A 17327-nucleotide genomic window follows, 5' to 3' on the forward strand; every position below is an offset into this window, starting at 1 on the left:
AAATTTTCCTTGCGCGTTTCCTGAAATTCGGTAAATCTTTCCGTCGGCGGCAGGAGAGGAGAACCTGCCCGATCCGGTTTCTTGGGAGGAAACGATGAACAACAGGACCATTCTGTCGCGTCTTGCCGCCGGCATGTTTGCCGGCGCGAGCCTCTTGGCGTCCACCGCCGCCTTTGCCGGCGAAGTCACCGTCTGGTGCTGGGACCCGAACTTCAACGTCGCCATCATGAAGGAAGCGGCCGCGCGCTATACGGCCAAGCATCCGGAGACGACCTTCAACATCGTCGATTTCGCCAAGGCCGACGTCGAGCAGAAGCTCCAGACGGCGCTGTCCTCCGGCACGACGGACACGCTGCCGGATATCGTGCTGATCGAGGACTACGGCGCGCAGAAATACCTCCAGTCCTTCCCCGGCGCCTTCGCCCCGCTGTCGGGCAAGATCGATTATTCCGGCTTTGCGCCCTACAAGGTCGAGCTGATGACGGTGGACGGCACCGTCTACGGCGTGCCCTTCGATTCCGGCGTCACCGGCCTCTACTACCGCAAGGACTACCTGGAGCAGGCCGGCTTCAAGCCGGAAGACATGCAGGACCTCACCTGGGACCGCTTCATCGAGATCGGCAAGGAAGTGGAAGCCAAGACCGGCAAGAAGATGCTCGGCCTCGACATCAACGACGCCGGCTTCATCCGCATCCTGATGCAGTCGGCCGGCGGCTGGTACTTCGACAAGGAGGGCAATCTCTCCATCGAGAACAACGCCGCGCTGAAGGCCGCGCTCGAAACCGAGCAGAAGATCCTCCAGGCGGGCATCCACAAGCCGGCCGCCGGCTGGACGGAATGGGTCAACACCTTCACTTCCGGGGATGTCGCGACCGTCACCACCGGCGTCTGGATCACCGGAACGGTCAAGGCGCAGGCCGACCAGTCCGGCAAGTGGGGCGTCGCGCCCATCCCGAAACTGAACGTCGAGGGTGCGGGCCATGCCTCCAATCTCGGCGGCTCGAGCTGGTACGTGACGGAAAGCTCCGCCGAGAAGGACGAGGCCATCGACTTCCTCAACGAGGTCTACGCCAAGGATATCGACTTCTACCAGAAAATCCTGACCGAGCGCGGCGCGGTCGGCTCGCTGCTCGCCGCCCGCACGGGCGCGGCCTATTCCGAGGCCGACGCCTTCTTCGGCGGCGAGAAGGTCTGGCAGAACTTCTCCGACTGGCTCGCGATGGTCCCGGCCGTCAACTACGGCGTCTTCACCAACGAGGTGGACACGGCCGTGACCGCTCACCTGCCCTCGCTCGGCGAAGGCGCCAATGTGGACGATGTCCTCAAGCAGATCGCCAGCCAGGCCGAGGGCCAGATCCAATAGGATCCTCCCGGCGGGCGCAGCGCGCCCGCCCCATTCCCGGGCCTTTCCTGCCTTCGGCGGGAGGTCCGGTCCTTGTTCCCCGCATCGAAGGTCGACCCATGGCTGCCGGCAAAACAGGCGGATTGAAGCGCTATCACGATCTGAACGGCTGGCTGTTCGTCGCCCCGTCGGTCCTGCTGATCTCGATCTTCCTCGTCTACCCGATCTTCCGCTCGCTCTACCTGTCCTTCTTCTCGGGCAAGGGCATGATGATGAAGTTCGCGGGCTTCGGAAACGTCGTGCGCCTCTGGCACGATCCGGTCTTCATCCAGGCGCTCACCAACACCGTCGTCTTCTTCGTGGTGCAGGTGCCGATCATGATCCTGCTCGCCCTGATGCTGGCGGCGGTGCTCAACAACGACCGGCTTAAATTCATCGGCTTCTTCCGCACGGCCATCTTCCTGCCCTGCGTCGCCTCGCTCGTCGCCTATTCGGTGCTGTTCAAGAGCATGTTCTCCGTCGACGGCGTCGTGAACCAGGCGCTGATGGCGATCGGCCTCATCGGCACGCCCATCGGCTGGCTGACCGAGCCCTTCTGGGCCAAGGTGCTGGTCATCCTCGCCATCACCTGGCGCTGGACCGGCTACAACATGATCTTCTATCTCGCCGCGCTCCAGAACATCGACAAGTCGATCTACGAGGCGGCGCGGATCGACGGCGTGCCGGCCTGGGCCCGCTTCGTCCACATCACCGTGCCCATGCTCAAGCCGGTGATCCTCTTCACGACGATCATCTCGACCATCGGCACGATCCAGCTCTTCGACGAGGTCTACAACCTCACAGAGGGCAAGGGCGGGCCGGCGAACGCCACGCTCACCCTCTCGCTCTACATCTACAACCTCACCTTCCGCTTCATGCCGAGCTTCGGCTATGCGGCGACGGTCTCCTACGTCATCGTCCTCATGGTGGCCCTCTTCTCCTTCCTCCAGTTCTACGCCGCGAGGGACCGCGCATGAACCTCTCGCGCCTTTCCGGCACCGCGCTGCAATATGCCTTTCTCGGCCTTGCCGCCTTCCTGTCGATCTTCCCGTTCTTCTGGATGGTGATCAGCGCCACGAACACCTCGATCGACATCATCGGCGGCAAGACGACGTTCGGCGATGCGTTCCTGGCCAATGTCGGCAAGTTCTTCACCGAGGTCGACGTGCCGCTGATCTTCTGGAACTCGGCCAAGGTGGCGGTGCTGGCGACGGTGCTCACCATCGCCGTCTCCTCGCTCGCCGGCTACGGCTTCGAGATGTTCAAGTCGAAGGCGCGCGACCGCATCTACTCGCTGGTGCTGCTCACGCTGATGGTGCCCTTCGGCGCGCTGATGATCCCGCTCTTCATGATGATGGCCAAGACCGGGCTCATCAACACGCATATCGCCATCATGCTGCCCACCGTCGCCTCCGCCTTCATCATCTTCTACTTCCGCCAGTCGACGAAGGCCTTCCCGACGGAGCTGCGCGACGCGGCCAAGGTGGACGGGCTGAAGGAATGGCAGATCTTCCTCTACATCTACGTGCCGGTGATGCGCTCCACCTATGCGGCCGCCTTCGTCATCGTCTTCATGACGAACTGGAACAACTATCTCTGGCCGCTCATCGTGCTGCAATCGAACGAGACCAAGACGATCACCCTCGTCGTCTCCTCGCTCGCCTCGGCCTACTATCCCGATTACGGCGTGGTCATGATCGGCACGATCCTCGCCACGCTTCCCACCCTTCTCGTCTTCTTCGTCATGCAGCGCCAGTTCGTGCAGGGCATGCTCGGCTCGGTCAAATAGGAATACCCCCATGCGCATCACCGAAAACTTCAACAGCAACTGGCTCTTCCGCGAGGGCTTCGAGCCCACGCGCGTGGACACGCTGCAGGACGGCGAGCGCGTACGCCTGCCGCACAGCGCCGTCGAGCTGCCCTACAACTATTTCGACGAGACCGATTACCAGAAGCCCTTCACCTACCAGAAGGTCATCGACTGGCGGGAGGATTTCGAGGGGCAGGAAGTTTCCCTCGTCTTCGACGCCGCCATGGCCGATAGCGTGGTCTACCTGAACGGCAGGGAGATCGCCGCCCACAAGGACGGTTACACCCCCTTCGAGGCGCGCCTGACGCCGCATCTGAGGCAGGGCGAGAACCTTGTCACCGTCAAGATCGACGGCTCGGAGAACCCGGATATCCCGCCCTTCGGCGGCCAGATCGACTATCTGTGCTATGCCGGCCTCTACCGCGACGTCTGGCTGAAGGTGGCAAGCCCCGTCTCCATCGCCAATGTGAAGATCGAGACGCCGGACGCGCTTTCGGAAAAGAAGACCGTCACCGCCCGCGTCTTCCTCGCCAACCCGCAAGGGCTTGCCGTCTCCGGCACGCTCGACGCGAAGATCCGCCGCAAGGGCGGCGGCGACGTGGCGGCCACCTCCGTCGCCGTCGACGGCAACGAGGCGGTGCTGACCTTCACCGGCCTTGCCGGTATCGAGCTTTGGGACATCGACAATCCCGTTCTCTACGCCCTCTCGCTGAAGCTCGCCACCGACTACGGCGAGGACGTGCTGACGCAGCGCTTTGGCTTCCGCACCGCGCTCTTCACGCCGGACGGCTTCCTGCTCAACGGCAGGCCGCTCAAGCTGCGCGGCCTCAACCGGCACCAGAGCTGGCCGCATACCGGCTACGCCATGGGCCGGCGCGCGCAGGAGAAGGACGCCGACATCCTGAAATACGAGCTTGCCTGCAACATCGTGCGCACCTCGCACTATCCGCAGTCGAAGTGGTTCATCGAGCGCTGCGACGAGATCGGCCTGCTCTGCTTCGAGGAAATCCCCGGCTGGCAGCATATCGGCGGGAAGGCCTGGCAGAAGGAATCCATCGCGAACGTGCGCCGCATGATCGAGCGCGACTGGAACCATCCCTCGATCATCATCTGGGGCGTGCGCATCAACGAGAGCCAGGACAGCCACGACTTCTACGCCGAGACGAACCGCCTCGCCCGCGAGCTCGATCCGACGCGCCAGACCGGCGGCGTGCGCTTCATCACCAATTCGGAGCTGCTCGAAGACGTCTACACGATGAACGACTTCATCCTCGGCCAGGAGGAGATGCCCGGCAACAACCGCGGCCGCGTCGTGCTGCGCGACCGGGTGGAGACGACCGGCATCACGAAGCCGATCCCCTACATGATCACCGAGTATAACGGCCACATGTACCCGACCAAGCGCTTCGACCAGGAGCAGCGCCAGGCCGAGCACGTCACCCGCCACCTCCTGATCCTGAACGCCGTTGCCGGCGACAGCGACATTTCCGGCTCCACCGGCTGGTGCATGTTCGACTACAACACGCACAAGGACTTCGGCTCGGGCGACCGCATCTGCTATCACGGCGTGCTCGACATGTACCGCATTCCCAAGCTCGCGGCCTACGCTTATGCCTCGCAGGGCGATCCGAAGGACGGCGTGGTGATGCAGCCCGTCACCTTCTGGGCGCGCGGCGAGCGCAATATCGGCGGCGTCCTGCCGCTGATCGTGCTGACCAACTGCGACTATGTCGAGGTGAAGTTCGGCGAATGGCCGGCAAAGCGCGTCTATCCCGACCGGGAGAACTATCCGCACCTGCCGCATCCGCCCGTCGTGCTGGACCTTCGCACCGTCACGCCGCAGGAATTCGGCACCTGGGGCCGCGTCTGGCGCGAGGGCACGTTCACGGGCTTTATCGACGGCAAGGCGGTGAAGACGATGGTTCTGCCGGCCGACCCGGTGCCGACGACGCTGGAGGTGACGCCCGACGATACGGCGCTGCGGGCGGGCGAAAAGGATGCGGTGCGCGTCGTCGTGCGCGTCCTCGACCAGTGCGGCAACCTCCTACCCTATTTCGAGGAGCCGGTTTCGCTGGCGCTTTCCGGCCCCGGCCGCATCATCGGCCCCGCCGACCATACATTGAAGGGCGGAGCGACCGGCTTCTGGGTCGAGGCGGGCGAGGAAAAGGGCACGCTGGAGCTTTCCGTAACCAGCCGCCGCTTTGCACCGCAATCCGTCACCTTCACCGTAAGCTGAGGTCCCGCCATGGCCGATGTTCGCCTCACCGACATACGCAAGCGCTTCGGCGCGCTCGACATCATCAAGGGCGTTGACCTCTCCATCGAAACGGGCGAGTTCGTCGTCTTCGTCGGCCCGTCCGGCTGCGGGAAATCGACGCTGCTGCGCATGATCGCGGGCCTCGAGGACATCACCTCCGGCGAGCTTGCCATCGGCGGCGCGGTGATGAACGACGTCGATCCGTCGAAGCGCGGCATCGCCATGGTCTTCCAGTCCTATGCGCTCTATCCGCACATGACGGTGCGCGAGAACATGGGCTTCGCGCTGAAATTCGCCGGCATGGCGAAGGAGGAGATCGAGCGGCGCGTCAACGACGCCGCCCGCATCCTCGAACTTGGGCCCCTGATGGAGCGCAAGCCCAAGGCGCTTTCCGGCGGCCAGCGCCAGCGCGTCGCCATCGGCCGCGCCATCGTGCGCAACCCGGACGTCTTCCTCTTCGACGAGCCGCTCTCCAACCTCGACGCGGAATTGCGCGTGCATATGCGCGTGGAGATCGCCAAGCTGCACAAGGCGCTGAAATCCACCGTCATCTACGTCACCCACGACCAGGTGGAGGCGATGACGCTCGCCGACAAGATCGTCGTCTTGCGCGCCGGCGTGGTCGAGCAGGTCGGCGCGCCGCTCGACCTCTACGACGACCCCGACAACACCTTCGTCGCCGGCTTCATCGGCTCGCCGCGCATGAACTTCCTGAAGGCGCGCGTCGTGACGGCCGGGGAGGGCCGCGTCACCGTGGCGCTCGAAAGCCAGCCGGACGTGACGCTCGGCTTTTCCCTCCGCACGTCGGCGGTGCGGCCCGGCGATACGATGAGCCTCGGCGTGCGGCCGGAGCATTTCCGGCCGGCCGGCACGGGCGACGCCGACATGGTCCTCGACGTCGACGTCGCCGAGCATCTCGGCAATACCAGCTATGTCTATGCCAATGCCTCGGCGGAGGAGCGCATCATCGTCGAGCACGGGAGCTTCCGCGGGGCGGACGGCAGCGACCGGCTGACGGTCGGCCTTTCCGCGGCGAAATCCTTCCTCTTCGACGAGGCGGGCAAGCGTATCCGATAGTTTGAGGGCTTACCGGCTGCTTTCGCGCACGATCAGCTCGGGCTCGATCGTGATGTCGCTGACGTCCTGCCGGTCCTGGAGGAGGTCGAGGATCAATTGCCCAGTGCGCTCGCCGATCTGGCGCGCCCGCGCATTGATGGTCGTCAGCGCCGGTACGCTGATGCCGCCGATCTCGTAGTCGCCGAAGCCGCCGATGGCGATGCGCCCCGGCACCGCGACGCCCCGGCGCTGGCATTCCGTGAGCGCGCCGAAGGCCGAAAGGTCCGAGACGCAGATCACCGCTTCCGTGTCGGGATATTCGGCAAGCAGCCGCGCCATGGCGTTCGCCCCCTCCCGCATGGAGATGGGCGGCACGCCGCCGTGGATCAGCCGCGAAGCATCGAGCCCATGGTCGCGCAGCGCCGCGATGAAGCCGAGGCGGCGGTCGCTGCCGCGCGTGTCGCGGCTCGCATCGCCGCCGATGAAGGCGATGCGCGTATAGCCGACCGCCACGAAATGATCGACCATGGCGCGCACGGCATTCGCGTTGGAAAAGCCGACGAAATGGCCGATCGGCTCGGCCGGCACGTCCCAGGTCTCGATCACCGGCACATTGGCGTTTTCCAGCAGTTTTCGCGCGCGCGGCGTATGCTTGCCGCCGGTGACGACGATGGCCTGCGGCTTGCGGCGCAGAAGCTGCTCGATCAGCCGCTCCTCCTCCTCCGTATCGTAGTTCGTATAGCCGAGCAGGATCTGGAAGCCGTGCACGCTCAGCGTCTCGGAAAGGCCGCCCACCGTATCGGCGAAGTTCGCATTGTTGATGGAGGGGATGGTGACGGCGATGAAATCCGTCTTCTGCGAGCGAAGGTTCGAGGCGGTGGAATCGAAGACGTAGCCGAGGTCCTCGGCCGCCTTCAGGATCGCATCGCGCGTATCCTTGTTGATCATGCTGCCGGACTTGAAGGCGCGCGACACGGTCATGGGGGAAACGCCCGTCTTGCGGGCGATGTCCGCCATGGTCGGGGCCTTGTCGTTCTTCATGCCGCCTGCCCCATCGTATCGGCGCCGATGGCCGAAAGCGCCGCGCGGGCGACCGTCTCGTCCTGCTCGCCCGATCCCGAGCCGACACCGATGCCGCCGAGGAGCACGCCGCCGACGCGGATCGGCAGGCCGCCGCGCAAGCCCGTGACGGCCCCGTCCGTCGCCGCTGCGATGGCCGGGCGCACCGGCTCCGGCACGCTGTCGCTCGGCGCGCCGATGGAGGCGGCGGTGCGGGCCTTGGCGGTCGCGCTCTTCAAGGAAAGATAGCGCGAGCCGGCCATGCGGAAGGCGGCGAGCGTCACGCCGCTCGGATCGACGACGACGATGCATTGCGGCTGGCCCATGGCCTTGGCCGCCGCCATCGCAGCCGCCAGCATGGCGGAAAGCCCCTCGTCGGTCAGCCGTGCGGTCGCCTCCACGAACGCCATCACGCCCCCGCCTGCGGCCGCGTCCCGCCGCGGATGGCGAGCGAGACGGCATAGATCGAGGTGGTCGCGGTGATGAAGAGGCGGTGGCGATGCCGCCCGCCGAAGCAGATGTTGGAAACGGTCTCCGGCACGAGGATCTTTCCAAGGCGCCGGCCGTCCGGGGCGATGCAGTGCACCCCGTCGCCGGCCGAGGACCAGAGGTTGCCCGCCGCATCGACGCGCATGCCGTCGGCGCAGCCGGGAGAGATGATGTGGAAGACGTCGCCGCCCGCAAGCGTCCAGTCCGCGGCGACATCGAAGACGCGGATATGGCGCGGATCGTCGGTGAACATGCGGCCGGTATCGGCGACGTAGAGGCGCCGCTCGTCCGGGCTGAAGGCAAGGCCGTTCGGGCAGTTGAAATCGGTGAGCACCGCGCGGACATGGCCGGACCGCGGGTCGACTCGGTAGACGTTGCAGGGCAGTTCCTGCTCGCTGCGGGTGCCCTCGTAGTCAGAGCCGATGCCGTAATGCGGATCGGTGAACCAGATCGCCCCGTCCGAGGTAACGACGACGTCGTTGGGCGAGTTCAGCCGCTTGCCCTCGTAGCTGTCGGCGATGACGGTGATGGAACCGTCATGCTCCGTGCGGGTGACGCGGCGCGTGCCGTGCTCGCAGGTGACGAGCCGGCCCTCGCGGTCGCGCGTGTTGCCGTTGGCGAAGTTGGACGGCTCGCGGAAGGTGGTGATGCCGAGCGTGGCGCTCCAGCGCAGCATGCGGTTGTTCGGGATGTCGGAGAACAGGAGGCAGTCGTGGTCGCCGAACCAGACCGGCCCCTCGACCCAGTCGAACCCGCCGGCCAGCTTCTTGAGCGGGGCGTTGCCCAGCACGAAGGTGGAAAATTCCGGCTCTTCCGCCTCAAAAAACGACATTCCGTTCCTCTCCTCTCAAAACAGACGCGGCGCAGAATACCGGCCCGCCGGGACAGCGCAAGCGCCGCCCGACGTGCCGGGAGGAAGACTTACTTGCCCCAGATCTTCTTGTATTCGTCGCGGTAGCCGTTGTCCGGGTCGAAGGTGTTCTTCGGCCCGCCGTCGAACTCGACATTGTCGACCGTCACGACATGGAGCGGCGAGACATAGCCCGACCACTGCTCGCCGGCAAAGGCGCGGTTCAGTTCGTCGACGAGCTGCCAGCCCTGCAGGTTCAGGGGCTCGGCCACCGTCACCGACTGGTACTGCCTGGCGCGGATGCGCTGGTAGGCGCTTTCCGAGCCGTCGCCGGCCGCAACGCTCTTCGGCGCGCCGTCGCCGGCAATGCCGGCCGCCGAGAGCGACGGGCCCATGAAGTCGAAATAGATGTCGTTGATCGCCAGCGAATGGGTCCACTGGTCGCCGTACTTCTGGAGCAGCGTCGTGGTGAGCTGCGGCATGCGCTGCGAGGTCTCGGCAATGGGCGTATCGACATATTCCAGCACCTTGCCGCCCAGCGCCTCGATCTCGGCCTTCATCTTGTCGGCCTTGGCGATGGCGATGGCATAGGTGGAATCGGTGAAGATGATCACGCCCGGCTTGCCGCCGGCATCGACGAAGGCATAGTCGGCGGCGGCCTTGGAGACCTCCATCGCATCCGTCGTCACGTTGGCGAAGACGCCGACCTCCTCGACCGGGCCGACCGCAGGCGCGGCGTGCCAGGCGACCATGGGAATGCCGGCCTTCTTGGCCTCTTCCATGGCCGGCTTCTGCTCGACGGCGTCGAAGCCGGCGATGATGATGCCGCCCGGCTTCAGCGTCAGCGCCTGGCCGAAGGAGGCGGTGCGGCCCTCGATGGAGCCGGCGCCGTCCACCACGGTCACGGTCCAGCCGATGGCGGAGGCCGCTTCCTGGATGCCGTTGACGACGCCGAGGATGCCGCCGTTCTTCATGTCGGCGGCGACCACCACGACGGTCTTGCCGTCGGCGGCCTTCGGGCCGCTCGTCGGGCCGTCCCACTTGTCGACCTTGGTGGCGTATTTCTCCACGACCGCCTTGGCGTCGGCCATGGCATCGGCGAAGGCGGGGCCGGCGAGCGCCACGGTGAGCACGGCGGCGGCGGTGGTTGCGAGGAAGTGTCTGCGTTTCACGATTGTGTCCTCCCTTTGGACGTGAACGAATGCGTGGTCAGGACGTCTTTTCCGGCGCGGCCTTGGGCTTCAGCGCGCCGACGACGCCGCGGCGGCGCTGGGCGTAGCCGGCAATGCCGATGGCGACGAGCAGCGTGACGCCGTTGAAGAGCGGCTCGACGAAGAAGGAACCGCCGAACTGCTGGATGCCGGCAATGCCGACGGCGAGGATGACGACGCCGATCACCGTGCCCCAGACGTTGACGCGGCCGGGCTTGATGGTGGTGGAGCCGAGGAAGGCGCCGACCAGCGCCGGCAGCAGGTATTCGAGGCCGACGCTCGCCTGGCCGATGCGAAGGCGCGAGGCGAGCAGCACGCCGGCGACGGCCGAGAGCACGCCCGAGGCGATGAAGGCGCCGATGACGAAGCGGCGGACGGGAATGCCGTTGAGGGCGGCCGCCTTCGGGTTCGCGCCGATGGCGTAGACGTAGCGGCCGATCGGCAGGTATTCGAGCACGATCCACATCACGAGCGCCAGCGCCAGCACGTAGAAGCCGGTGATCGGCAGGCCGAAGAGCATGGTGCCGTTGAGCGCGAGGAAGCCGTCCGGCAGGACGCCGACGACCTGCCGGCCGCCCGTGTGCCAGAGCGCGACGGCATAGATGACGGTGCCCGTGCCGAGCGTGGCGATGAAGCTGTCGATCTTGGCGACCTCGACGAGAAGGCCGTTGAGGAGGCCCGTCACCGCGCCGAGCACGAGGACGACCGCCACGGCGACCGGCCAGGGCAGGCCGAACATGGTCTGCAGGCTGATGGCGAGGATATGCCAGAGCACGATGCCGTAGCCGATGGTGAGGTCGATGCGCCCGCAGGCCATGGGGATCATCGCGGCGAGCGAGAGGATGGCGATGATCGTCTTGTTGGCGATGATCGAGCGCAGGTTCAGGAGCGTCGGGAACGTATCGGGCAGGAGAACGGAGAAGATGAGGATCAACAGCGCCGTCAGGATCACGAGGCCGTAGACGGGCAGGAGCCGCTTCAGCTTCTCGCCGCCCGAAAGGCCCTTCATCTCGGCGGGTGTCGGCTCGAGCGCGGTGGACTGGATGGATTGCATCGGCTTTCTCCCGGGATCAGGCCGCTTCGGAAGCGGAGGCGGCCGCAATGACGGCGGATGTGGTGAGGTCGGCGCCGGCAAGCTCGCGGACGATGCGCCCGCGCGAGAAGACCAGCGCCCGGTGGCAGATATGGGCGATCTCCTCGAAATCCGTGGAGATCACGAGGACGGCGAGCCCCTCCTCCACCGCCGCGGCGATGAGGCGGTAGATATCGGCCTTGGCGCCGACGTCGACGCCGGCGGTCGGATCCTCGGCGATCAGCAGCTTGCGGCCGGTCGCAAGCCAGCGGCCGACGACGACCTTCTGCTGGTTGCCGCCCGACAGCGCCTCGATGGCGAGCGACTGGTCGTTCGGGCGAAGGCCCACCTTCTCGCCGAGCGCGAAGGCCATCTCCGCCTCCTTCGCCGGGGAGAGGAAGGCGGCAAGCCCGCGGCCGGAGGCGCCGGGATTGAGGAAGGTGTTTTCCCGAAGCGACAGCGACATGGCGACGGACTCCTCCGTGCGGTCGCGGGCAATGAGGCCGATGCCGGAGGCGATCGCCGTCTCGGGGCTCGCAAGGTCCGGGCGCGCGCCGCGGACCGTCACCGCGCCCGTCGCGGGCTCGGCGCCGAAGAGCGCGCGGCCGATCAGTTCCTGCCCCGCGCCGCGCAGGCCGACGAGGCCGAGAAGCTCGCCCTGCCGCAATTCGAAGGAGACGGGGCCGGCGCCGCGGCAGGTCAGGTCGCGCACCGAAACCAGCGTCTCGCCGGGCGCCGAATGCGCCTTGGCGAAGAGCTGGCCGGCCTTGTCGCCGATGATCATGCGGATGAGCTCGTCCGGATTGGTGGCGGCCACCGCCGTCTCGCCGACGAGGTGCCCGTCGCGCAGGACAGCGACGCGGTCGGCGATGCGGAAAATCTCGTCGAGCCGGTGCGAGACGTAGATCATCGCGACGCCCCGCTCCTTCAGCGGGCGGATGGCGGCGAACAGGCGCTCCACCTCGTCGGCCGGAAGGCTGGCGGTCGGCTCGTCGAGGACGAGCACGTCCGCCTCCACCGCCAGCGCGCGGGCGATGGCGACCAGCGACTTTTCGGTGCGCGTGAGGTTCTGCACGCGGGTGGACGGGTCGAAATCGCAGCCGACCAGCTTCAGCGCCTCGGCGGTGCGCCGCGCCGTCGCGTTCCAGTCGATCAGCTTGCGGCGCATGGAAAAGCCCTGCGCGAGGCCGACATTCTCGGCGACCGTCATCCATTCGATGAGGCCGAGGTCCTGGTGGATGAAGGCGACGGACTGGCGCTCGTTGGGCCGGGGCGGACGGTGCTGGTAGGGCTCGCCGCGAAAGAGGATCTCGCCGCCGTCCGGCCGGTAGATGCCGGCAAGCGTCTTGATGAGGGTGGATTTGCCCGCGCCGTTCTCGCCGAGCAGCGCCAGGATCTCGCCCCGCTTGAGATCGAGCGATACGCTCGTCAAAGCCCTGGTGCCGCCGAACTCCTTCGAGACGGCACGGAATTTCAGAAGCGTGTCCGTATCCATCCGCTCCTCCCAAAGCACGATGAGGCCATACGATATTGATATGGTATCGATAACATCGGTGTCAAGCGGCATTTTCCATGACGCTAACGAATGCAATTTGAGGCTGGACAATTCTCCAAAGCGGAATATGTTATCGATAACAAGCCACCTTCCGAAGGACATGTCGTGAGCAAGATCGAGCTATTGCAGGTTGGCCCCTACCCCGAATGGGACCAGGAGCGTCTGGATGCACATTTCACCATGCACCGCTATTTCGAGGCGGCCGACAAGGCGGCGTTCCTTGCCGAGCATGGCGCCAGTATCCGCGGCATCGCCACGCGCGGCGAGCTCGGCGCCAACCGGGCGATGATCGAGGCATTGCCGAAGCTGGAGGTAATCTCCGTCTACGGCGTCGGCTTCGATGCGGTCGACCTTGCCGCGGCCCGCGAGCGCGGCATCCGCGTCACCAACACGCCTGACGTGCTGACCAAGGACGTCGCCGACCTCGGCGTCGCCATGATGCTCGCCGAGGCGCGCGGCATGATCGGCGGCGAGCGCTGGGTCCGCAGCGGCGACTGGGCGGCCAAGGGCCTCTATCCGCTGAAGCGCCGCGTGCACGGCCGTCGCGCCGGCATCCTCGGCCTCGGCCGCATCGGCTACGAAGTGGCAAAGCGCCTCGCCGGCTTCGACATGGACATCGCCTACAGCGATACCGGCCCGAAGGACTTCGCCAGGGACTGGACCTTCGTCGCCGATCCGGTCGCGCTTGCCGAACGCTCGGATTTCCTCTTCGTCACGCTCGCCGCCTCGGCCGAGACGCGCCACATCGTCGGCCGCAAGGTCATCGAGGCGCTGGGGCCCGACGGCATGCTGATCAACATCTCGCGCGCCTCCAATATCGACGAAAACGCACTTCTCGATGCGCTGGAGGCCAGGACGCTCGGCTCGGCCGCGCTCGACGTCTTCGAAGGAGAACCGAACCTCAACCCGCGCTTCCTCGCGCTCGACAACGTGCTCTTGCAGCCGCATATGGCTTCCGGCACGGTGGAGACTCGCAAGGCCATGGGCCAGCTCGTCTTCGACAACCTGTCGGCCCATTTCGACGGCCGGCCGCTGCCGACCCCGGTCCTGTGAGGGTAATGCCATGAAAGCCATCGTCATCCATGCCCCGAAGGACCTGCGGGTCGAGGAAAGCGCCCTTGCCGCGCCCGGCCCCGGCGAGGTGGAGATCCGCCTTGCGAGCGGCGGCATCTGCGGCTCGGACCTGCATTATTACAACCACGGCGGCTTCGGCACGGTGCGCCTCAAGGAACCGATGATCCTCGGCCACGAGGTCTCCGGCCATATTTCCGCCCTTGGCGAAGGCGTCTCCGGCCTTGCCGTCGGCGATCTCGTCGCCGTCTCGCCCTCGCGCCCCTGCGGGGCCTGCGAATATTGCCTCAAGGGCCTGCCGAACCATTGCTTCAACATGCGGTTCTACGGTTCCGCGATGCCCTTCCCGCATATCCAGGGCGCCTTCCGCGAGCGGCTGGTCGCCAATGCCAGCCAGTGCGTGAAGGCCGACGGGGTCTCGGCCGGGGAAGCCGCGATGGCCGAACCGCTCTCGGTGACGCTGCACGCCACGCGCCGCGCCGGCGAGATGCTGGGCAAGCGCGTTCTCGTCACCGGCTGCGGGCCGATCGGCACCCTCTCCATCCTTGCCGCGAGACGAGCCGGCGCCGCCGAGATCGTCGCGGCCGACCTTTCCGAACGCGCGCTCGGCTTTGCCCGCGCCGTCGGTGCGGACCGCACGGTCAACCTGTCGGAAAACAGCGACGGCCTTCTCCCCTTCAGCGAGAACAAGGGCACTTTCGACGTCCTCTACGAATGCTCGGGCGCGCAGCCCGCGCTCGTTGCCGGCATCCATGCGCTGCGCCCGCGCGGCGTCATCGTCCAGCTCGGCCTCGGCGGCGAGATGAGCCTGCCGATGATGGCGATCACCGCCAAGGAACTGGACCTGCGCGGCTCCTTCCGCTTTCATGAGGAATTCGCCGTGGCGGTGAAGCTGATGCAGGGCGGCCTCATCGACGTCAAGCCGCTGATCACCCACACCCTGCCGCTCGCCGACGCCTTTCAGGCCTTCGAGATCGCCTCCGACAAGGGCCAGTCGATGAAGACGCAGATCGCATTTTCCTGAGGACACGACCACATGAGCATCCAACTCTTCGACCTGACGGGCCGGCGCGCCCTCGTCACCGGCTCCTCGCAGGGCATCGGCTTCGCGCTGGCGAAGGGCCTTGCGGCGGCGGGCGCGCAGGTCATCCTCAACGGCCGCGACGAGGCCCGGCTGAAGGCGGCGGCGGAAAGCCTCGGCGCCGGGCACACGCTCGCCTTCGACGCCACCGACCATGAGGCCACGCGCAAGGCGGTCGATGCCTTCGAGGCGGAGGTCGGCGCCATCGACATCCTCGTCAACAATGCCGGCATGCAGTACCGCACGCCGCTGGAGGATTTTCCGGCCGAGGCCTTCGAGCGGCTGCTGCGGACGAACGTCTCCTCCGTCTTCAATGTCGGCCAGGCCGTCGCGCGCCACATGATCGCGCGCGGGGCGGGCAAGATCATCAACATCGCCAGCGTGCAGACCGCGCTGGCCCGCCCGGGCATCGCCCCCTACACGGCCACCAAGGGCGCCGTCGGCAACCTCACCAAGGGCATGGCGACGGACTGGGCGAAATACGGCCTGCAATGCAACGCCATCGCACCCGGCTATTTCGACACGCCGCTGAATGCCGCCCTCGTCGCCGATCCCGCCTTCTCCGCATGGCTGGAAAAGCGCACGCCGGCCGGCCGGTGGGGCAAAGTCGACGAGCTCGTCGGCGCCTGCATCTTCCTTTCCTCCGACGCTTCCTCTTTCGTGAACGGACACACGCTCTATGTCGACGGCGGCATCACGGCCTCGCTCTGAGGCAAACCGGCGCATCGTCCTTATGGGCGTCGCCGGCTGCGGCAAGTCGGCGGTGGGCGCGGCGCTCGCCGCCCGCCTCGACGCCACCTATCTCGACGGCGACGACCTGCACCCGCAGGCGAACATCGACAAGATGAGCCGCGGCGAGGCATTGACCGACGAGGACCGCTGGCCCTGGCTCACCCTCGTCGGGCAGAAGCTCGCCGCGCCGGACGGCATCCTCATCCTCGGCTGCTCGGCCCTCAAGCGACGCTACCGCGACCACATCCGCAAGGAGGCCGGTGCGCCCGTGCTCTTCGTGCACCTCGCCGGCAGCAGGAAGCTGATCGCCACCCGCATGGCCGCCCGCGCCGGGCACTTCATGCCGGCAAGCCTCATCGACAGCCAGTTCGCCGCGCTCGAGCCGCCGGGCCCGGACGAGAACGCGGTGACCGTCGACATCGACAGGCCGCTGGAGCGGATCGTCGACGACATCGCAACGCATCTTGAGGAGAGCGTGCCATGAGCAACAGGGTAGCGCTGATCGGCGCGGGCGCCATGGGCGGCGCCATCGGCATGCGGCTTGCGGAGACCGGCAACCATCTCACCGTCTTCGACCCCAGCCCGGAAAAGCGCCAGGCACTGGTCGACAGGGGCGCCTATGCCGCGTCGAGCGCGGCGGAAGCGGCTGCAGAGAGCGACTACGTCATCCTCAGCCTCAACGCGCCCGCCATCGTGCGTAAGGCCGTCTTCGGTCAGACGGGCGTGGCGGAAGGCGCAAGGCCCGGCACGCTGATCATCGACATGTCGTCGATCGATCCCGAGGCGACGAAAGAGCTCGCGGCCGATGCCGCCGAAAAGGGCCTTCGCTGGGTAGACAGCCCCCTTTCCGGCGGCGCGCCGAAGGCGCTGACCGGCGAGCTCACGCTGATGGCCGGCGGCGCGGCGAAGGACGTCGAGGATGCGCATACCGTGCTGCGCCATGTCGCGAGCAACTACACCCATATGGGTCCGGTCGGCGCAGGACAGACGACCAAGCTGATCAACCAGGTGCTCTGCGGCCTCGGCTTCCTTGCCGTCGCCGAGGCGACGCAGCTTGCGCTCGATGCCGGGGTCGATGCGGCAAAGATTCCGCAGGCGCTGAAGGGCGGTCGCGCCGACAGCGCGATCCTGCAGGAATACATGCCGCGCTTCGTGGCGAAGGACTACCGCCGCACCGGCCGCATCGACAACATGGTGAAGGACCTTTCCGGCGCGCAGGACCTTGCCCGCCGCACCAACACGGCCATGCCGCTGACGGCGGCCTGCGCCGAGATCCACCGCATGCTGACGGCCGCAGGCCTCGGCGGGGAGGACCAGGCGGCCCTGATGGAATTCTTCCGCGGCCCGAGCAAGGAGAACTTCGCATGATCACCCGCTACGCATTGTTCGAGGGCAAGGTGAAGGAGGGCAGGACGGATGCCTTCCGCAAGGCCGTGATCGAACGCATCCTGCCGAAGTGGAAAGAGTTCCCGCACGCGACCGACGTGCGCGTCTGCTTCGCCGAGAGCCGCGACGAGGGGGCGCCGGAATATCCGATGATCCTCGCCGTCAACTATCCGAGCCTTCAGGCCGTGGAAGAGGCGCTTGCCAGCCCCGCGCGAACCGCGGCCCGCGCGGCGACCGAGGCGGTGCTTGCCGAATTCTTCGACGGCCGCATCCACCACCATGTCACGCTCGCAAACGAATACAGGCTCTGACGGCCT

General features: G+C 66.5%; 17 protein-coding genes. 11 read left to right on the forward strand and 6 right to left on the reverse strand.

Features of this window, described 5'->3' with window-relative positions:
- The first annotated feature begins 94 nt into the window (after positions 1 to 94).
- From ACZ5TO_RS12365 to ACZ5TO_RS12385, 5 genes are all read left to right on the forward strand, one after another.
- On the forward strand, positions 95 to 1363 hold the full coding sequence (locus ACZ5TO_RS12365) for an ABC transporter substrate-binding protein (RefSeq protein WP_464798295.1): 1269 nt from the start codon (positions 95 to 97) through the stop codon (positions 1361 to 1363).
- Between the two features lie 98 nt (positions 1364 to 1461).
- Positions 1462 to 2358, forward strand: coding sequence for a carbohydrate ABC transporter permease (locus ACZ5TO_RS12370; protein ID WP_464798296.1), 897 nt, complete (start codon positions 1462 to 1464; stop codon positions 2356 to 2358).
- A complete protein-coding gene (locus ACZ5TO_RS12375) occupies positions 2355 to 3170 on the forward strand; it encodes a carbohydrate ABC transporter permease (RefSeq protein WP_464798297.1) in 816 nt (271 codons plus the stop codon). Before ACZ5TO_RS12370 ends, ACZ5TO_RS12375 begins: the two co-directional genes overlap by 4 nt.
- 10 nt (positions 3171 to 3180) lie before the next feature.
- Entirely contained in the window at positions 3181 to 5427 is a 2247-nt protein-coding gene (locus tag ACZ5TO_RS12380) for a glycoside hydrolase family 2 protein (RefSeq protein ID WP_464798298.1), read from the forward strand.
- A 9-nt stretch (positions 5428 to 5436) separates the two neighbouring features.
- Positions 5437 to 6525, forward strand: a complete 1089-nt coding sequence (locus ACZ5TO_RS12385; protein WP_464798299.1) for an ABC transporter ATP-binding protein — start codon at positions 5437 to 5439, stop codon at positions 6523 to 6525.
- A 9-nt stretch (positions 6526 to 6534) separates the two neighbouring features.
- On the opposite strand, the gene ACZ5TO_RS12390 is transcribed toward ACZ5TO_RS12385, so the two are convergent.
- The 6 genes from ACZ5TO_RS12390 to ACZ5TO_RS12415 form a co-directional block, all read right to left on the reverse strand.
- Complete coding sequence (locus ACZ5TO_RS12390) at positions 6535 to 7545, reverse strand: LacI family DNA-binding transcriptional regulator (protein ID WP_184147049.1); 1011 nt, start codon at positions 7543 to 7545, stop codon at positions 6535 to 6537.
- On the reverse strand, positions 7542 to 7973 hold the full coding sequence (locus ACZ5TO_RS12395) for a GlcG/HbpS family heme-binding protein (RefSeq protein WP_464798300.1): 432 nt from the start codon (positions 7971 to 7973) through the stop codon (positions 7542 to 7544). Before ACZ5TO_RS12395 ends, ACZ5TO_RS12390 begins: the two co-directional genes overlap by 4 nt.
- Entirely contained in the window at positions 7973 to 8884 is a 912-nt protein-coding gene (locus tag ACZ5TO_RS12400) for an SMP-30/gluconolactonase/LRE family protein (protein WP_464798301.1), read from the reverse strand. The genes ACZ5TO_RS12395 and ACZ5TO_RS12400 overlap by 1 nt, the downstream gene beginning before the upstream one ends.
- Positions 8885 to 8973: 89 nt before the next feature.
- On the reverse strand, positions 8974 to 10074 hold the full coding sequence (locus ACZ5TO_RS12405) for a substrate-binding domain-containing protein (protein WP_184147043.1): 1101 nt from the start codon (positions 10072 to 10074) through the stop codon (positions 8974 to 8976).
- 37 nt (positions 10075 to 10111) lie between these two features.
- A complete protein-coding gene (locus ACZ5TO_RS12410) occupies positions 10112 to 11167 on the reverse strand; it encodes an ABC transporter permease (protein WP_184147042.1) in 1056 nt (351 codons plus the stop codon).
- A gap of 16 nt (positions 11168 to 11183) precedes the next feature.
- Positions 11184 to 12680, reverse strand: coding sequence for a sugar ABC transporter ATP-binding protein (locus ACZ5TO_RS12415; protein ID WP_464798302.1), 1497 nt, complete (start codon positions 12678 to 12680; stop codon positions 11184 to 11186).
- A gap of 165 nt (positions 12681 to 12845) precedes the next feature.
- Here ACZ5TO_RS12415 and ACZ5TO_RS12420 point away from each other — a divergent pair, with 165 nt between their 5' ends.
- The 6 genes from ACZ5TO_RS12420 to ACZ5TO_RS12445 are packed head-to-tail and all read left to right on the forward strand — an operon-like array spanning position 12846 to position 17321.
- Complete coding sequence (locus ACZ5TO_RS12420) at positions 12846 to 13793, forward strand: 2-hydroxyacid dehydrogenase (protein WP_464798303.1); 948 nt, start codon at positions 12846 to 12848, stop codon at positions 13791 to 13793.
- 10 nt (positions 13794 to 13803) lie between these two features.
- Positions 13804 to 14835, forward strand: a complete 1032-nt coding sequence (locus tag ACZ5TO_RS12425; RefSeq protein WP_464798304.1) for an L-idonate 5-dehydrogenase — start codon at positions 13804 to 13806, stop codon at positions 14833 to 14835.
- A 12-nt stretch (positions 14836 to 14847) separates the two neighbouring features.
- Positions 14848 to 15603 carry an SDR family oxidoreductase gene (locus ACZ5TO_RS12430; protein WP_464798305.1) on the forward strand — a complete coding sequence of 252 codons (756 nt, stop codon included), beginning with the start codon at positions 14848 to 14850 and terminating at the stop codon, positions 15601 to 15603.
- A gap of 22 nt (positions 15604 to 15625) precedes the next feature.
- Entirely contained in the window at positions 15626 to 16108 is a 483-nt protein-coding gene (locus tag ACZ5TO_RS12435) for a gluconokinase (RefSeq protein WP_464798306.1), read from the forward strand.
- Positions 16105 to 16992 carry an NAD(P)-dependent oxidoreductase gene (locus ACZ5TO_RS12440; protein WP_464798307.1) on the forward strand — a complete coding sequence of 296 codons (888 nt, stop codon included), beginning with the start codon at positions 16105 to 16107 and terminating at the stop codon, positions 16990 to 16992. The genes ACZ5TO_RS12435 and ACZ5TO_RS12440 overlap by 4 nt, the downstream gene beginning before the upstream one ends.
- Positions 16989 to 17321, forward strand: coding sequence for a hypothetical protein (locus ACZ5TO_RS12445; RefSeq protein ID WP_464798308.1), 333 nt, complete (start codon positions 16989 to 16991; stop codon positions 17319 to 17321). Before ACZ5TO_RS12440 ends, ACZ5TO_RS12445 begins: the two co-directional genes overlap by 4 nt.
- Positions 17322 to 17327: the final 6 nt, after the last annotated feature.

The sequence above is a fragment of the Shinella sp. Sh6 genome, assembly GCF_055392685.1.

What these genes read in the sequence shown, in the direction of transcription:
- ACZ5TO_RS12365 (WP_464798295.1), top strand. Translation starts at nt 95, where the DNA reads ATGAACAACAGGACCATTCTGTCGCGTCTTGCCGCCGGCATGTTTGCC.
- ACZ5TO_RS12370 (WP_464798296.1), top strand. Translation starts at nt 1,462, where the DNA reads ATGGCTGCCGGCAAAACAGGCGGATTGAAGCGCTATCACGATCTGAAC.
- ACZ5TO_RS12375 (WP_464798297.1), top strand. Translation starts at nt 2,355, where the DNA reads ATGAACCTCTCGCGCCTTTCCGGCACCGCGCTGCAATATGCCTTTCTC.
- ACZ5TO_RS12380 (WP_464798298.1), top strand. Translation starts at nt 3,181, where the DNA reads ATGCGCATCACCGAAAACTTCAACAGCAACTGGCTCTTCCGCGAGGGC.
- ACZ5TO_RS12385 (WP_464798299.1), top strand. Translation starts at nt 5,437, where the DNA reads ATGGCCGATGTTCGCCTCACCGACATACGCAAGCGCTTCGGCGCGCTC.
- ACZ5TO_RS12390 (WP_184147049.1), bottom strand. Translation starts at nt 7,545, where the DNA reads ATGAAGAACGACAAGGCCCCGACCATGGCGGACATCGCCCGCAAGACG.
- ACZ5TO_RS12395 (WP_464798300.1), bottom strand. Translation starts at nt 7,973, where the DNA reads ATGGCGTTCGTGGAGGCGACCGCACGGCTGACCGACGAGGGGCTTTCC.
- ACZ5TO_RS12400 (WP_464798301.1), bottom strand. Translation starts at nt 8,884, where the DNA reads ATGTCGTTTTTTGAGGCGGAAGAGCCGGAATTTTCCACCTTCGTGCTG.
- ACZ5TO_RS12410 (WP_184147042.1), bottom strand. Translation starts at nt 11,167, where the DNA reads ATGCAATCCATCCAGTCCACCGCGCTCGAGCCGACACCCGCCGAGATG.
- ACZ5TO_RS12415 (WP_464798302.1), bottom strand. Translation starts at nt 12,680, where the DNA reads ATGGATACGGACACGCTTCTGAAATTCCGTGCCGTCTCGAAGGAGTTC.
- ACZ5TO_RS12425 (WP_464798304.1), top strand. Translation starts at nt 13,804, where the DNA reads ATGAAAGCCATCGTCATCCATGCCCCGAAGGACCTGCGGGTCGAGGAA.
- ACZ5TO_RS12430 (WP_464798305.1), top strand. Translation starts at nt 14,848, where the DNA reads ATGAGCATCCAACTCTTCGACCTGACGGGCCGGCGCGCCCTCGTCACC.
- ACZ5TO_RS12435 (WP_464798306.1), top strand. Translation starts at nt 15,626, where the DNA reads ATGGGCGTCGCCGGCTGCGGCAAGTCGGCGGTGGGCGCGGCGCTCGCC.
- ACZ5TO_RS12440 (WP_464798307.1), top strand. Translation starts at nt 16,105, where the DNA reads ATGAGCAACAGGGTAGCGCTGATCGGCGCGGGCGCCATGGGCGGCGCC.
- ACZ5TO_RS12445 (WP_464798308.1), top strand. Translation starts at nt 16,989, where the DNA reads ATGATCACCCGCTACGCATTGTTCGAGGGCAAGGTGAAGGAGGGCAGG.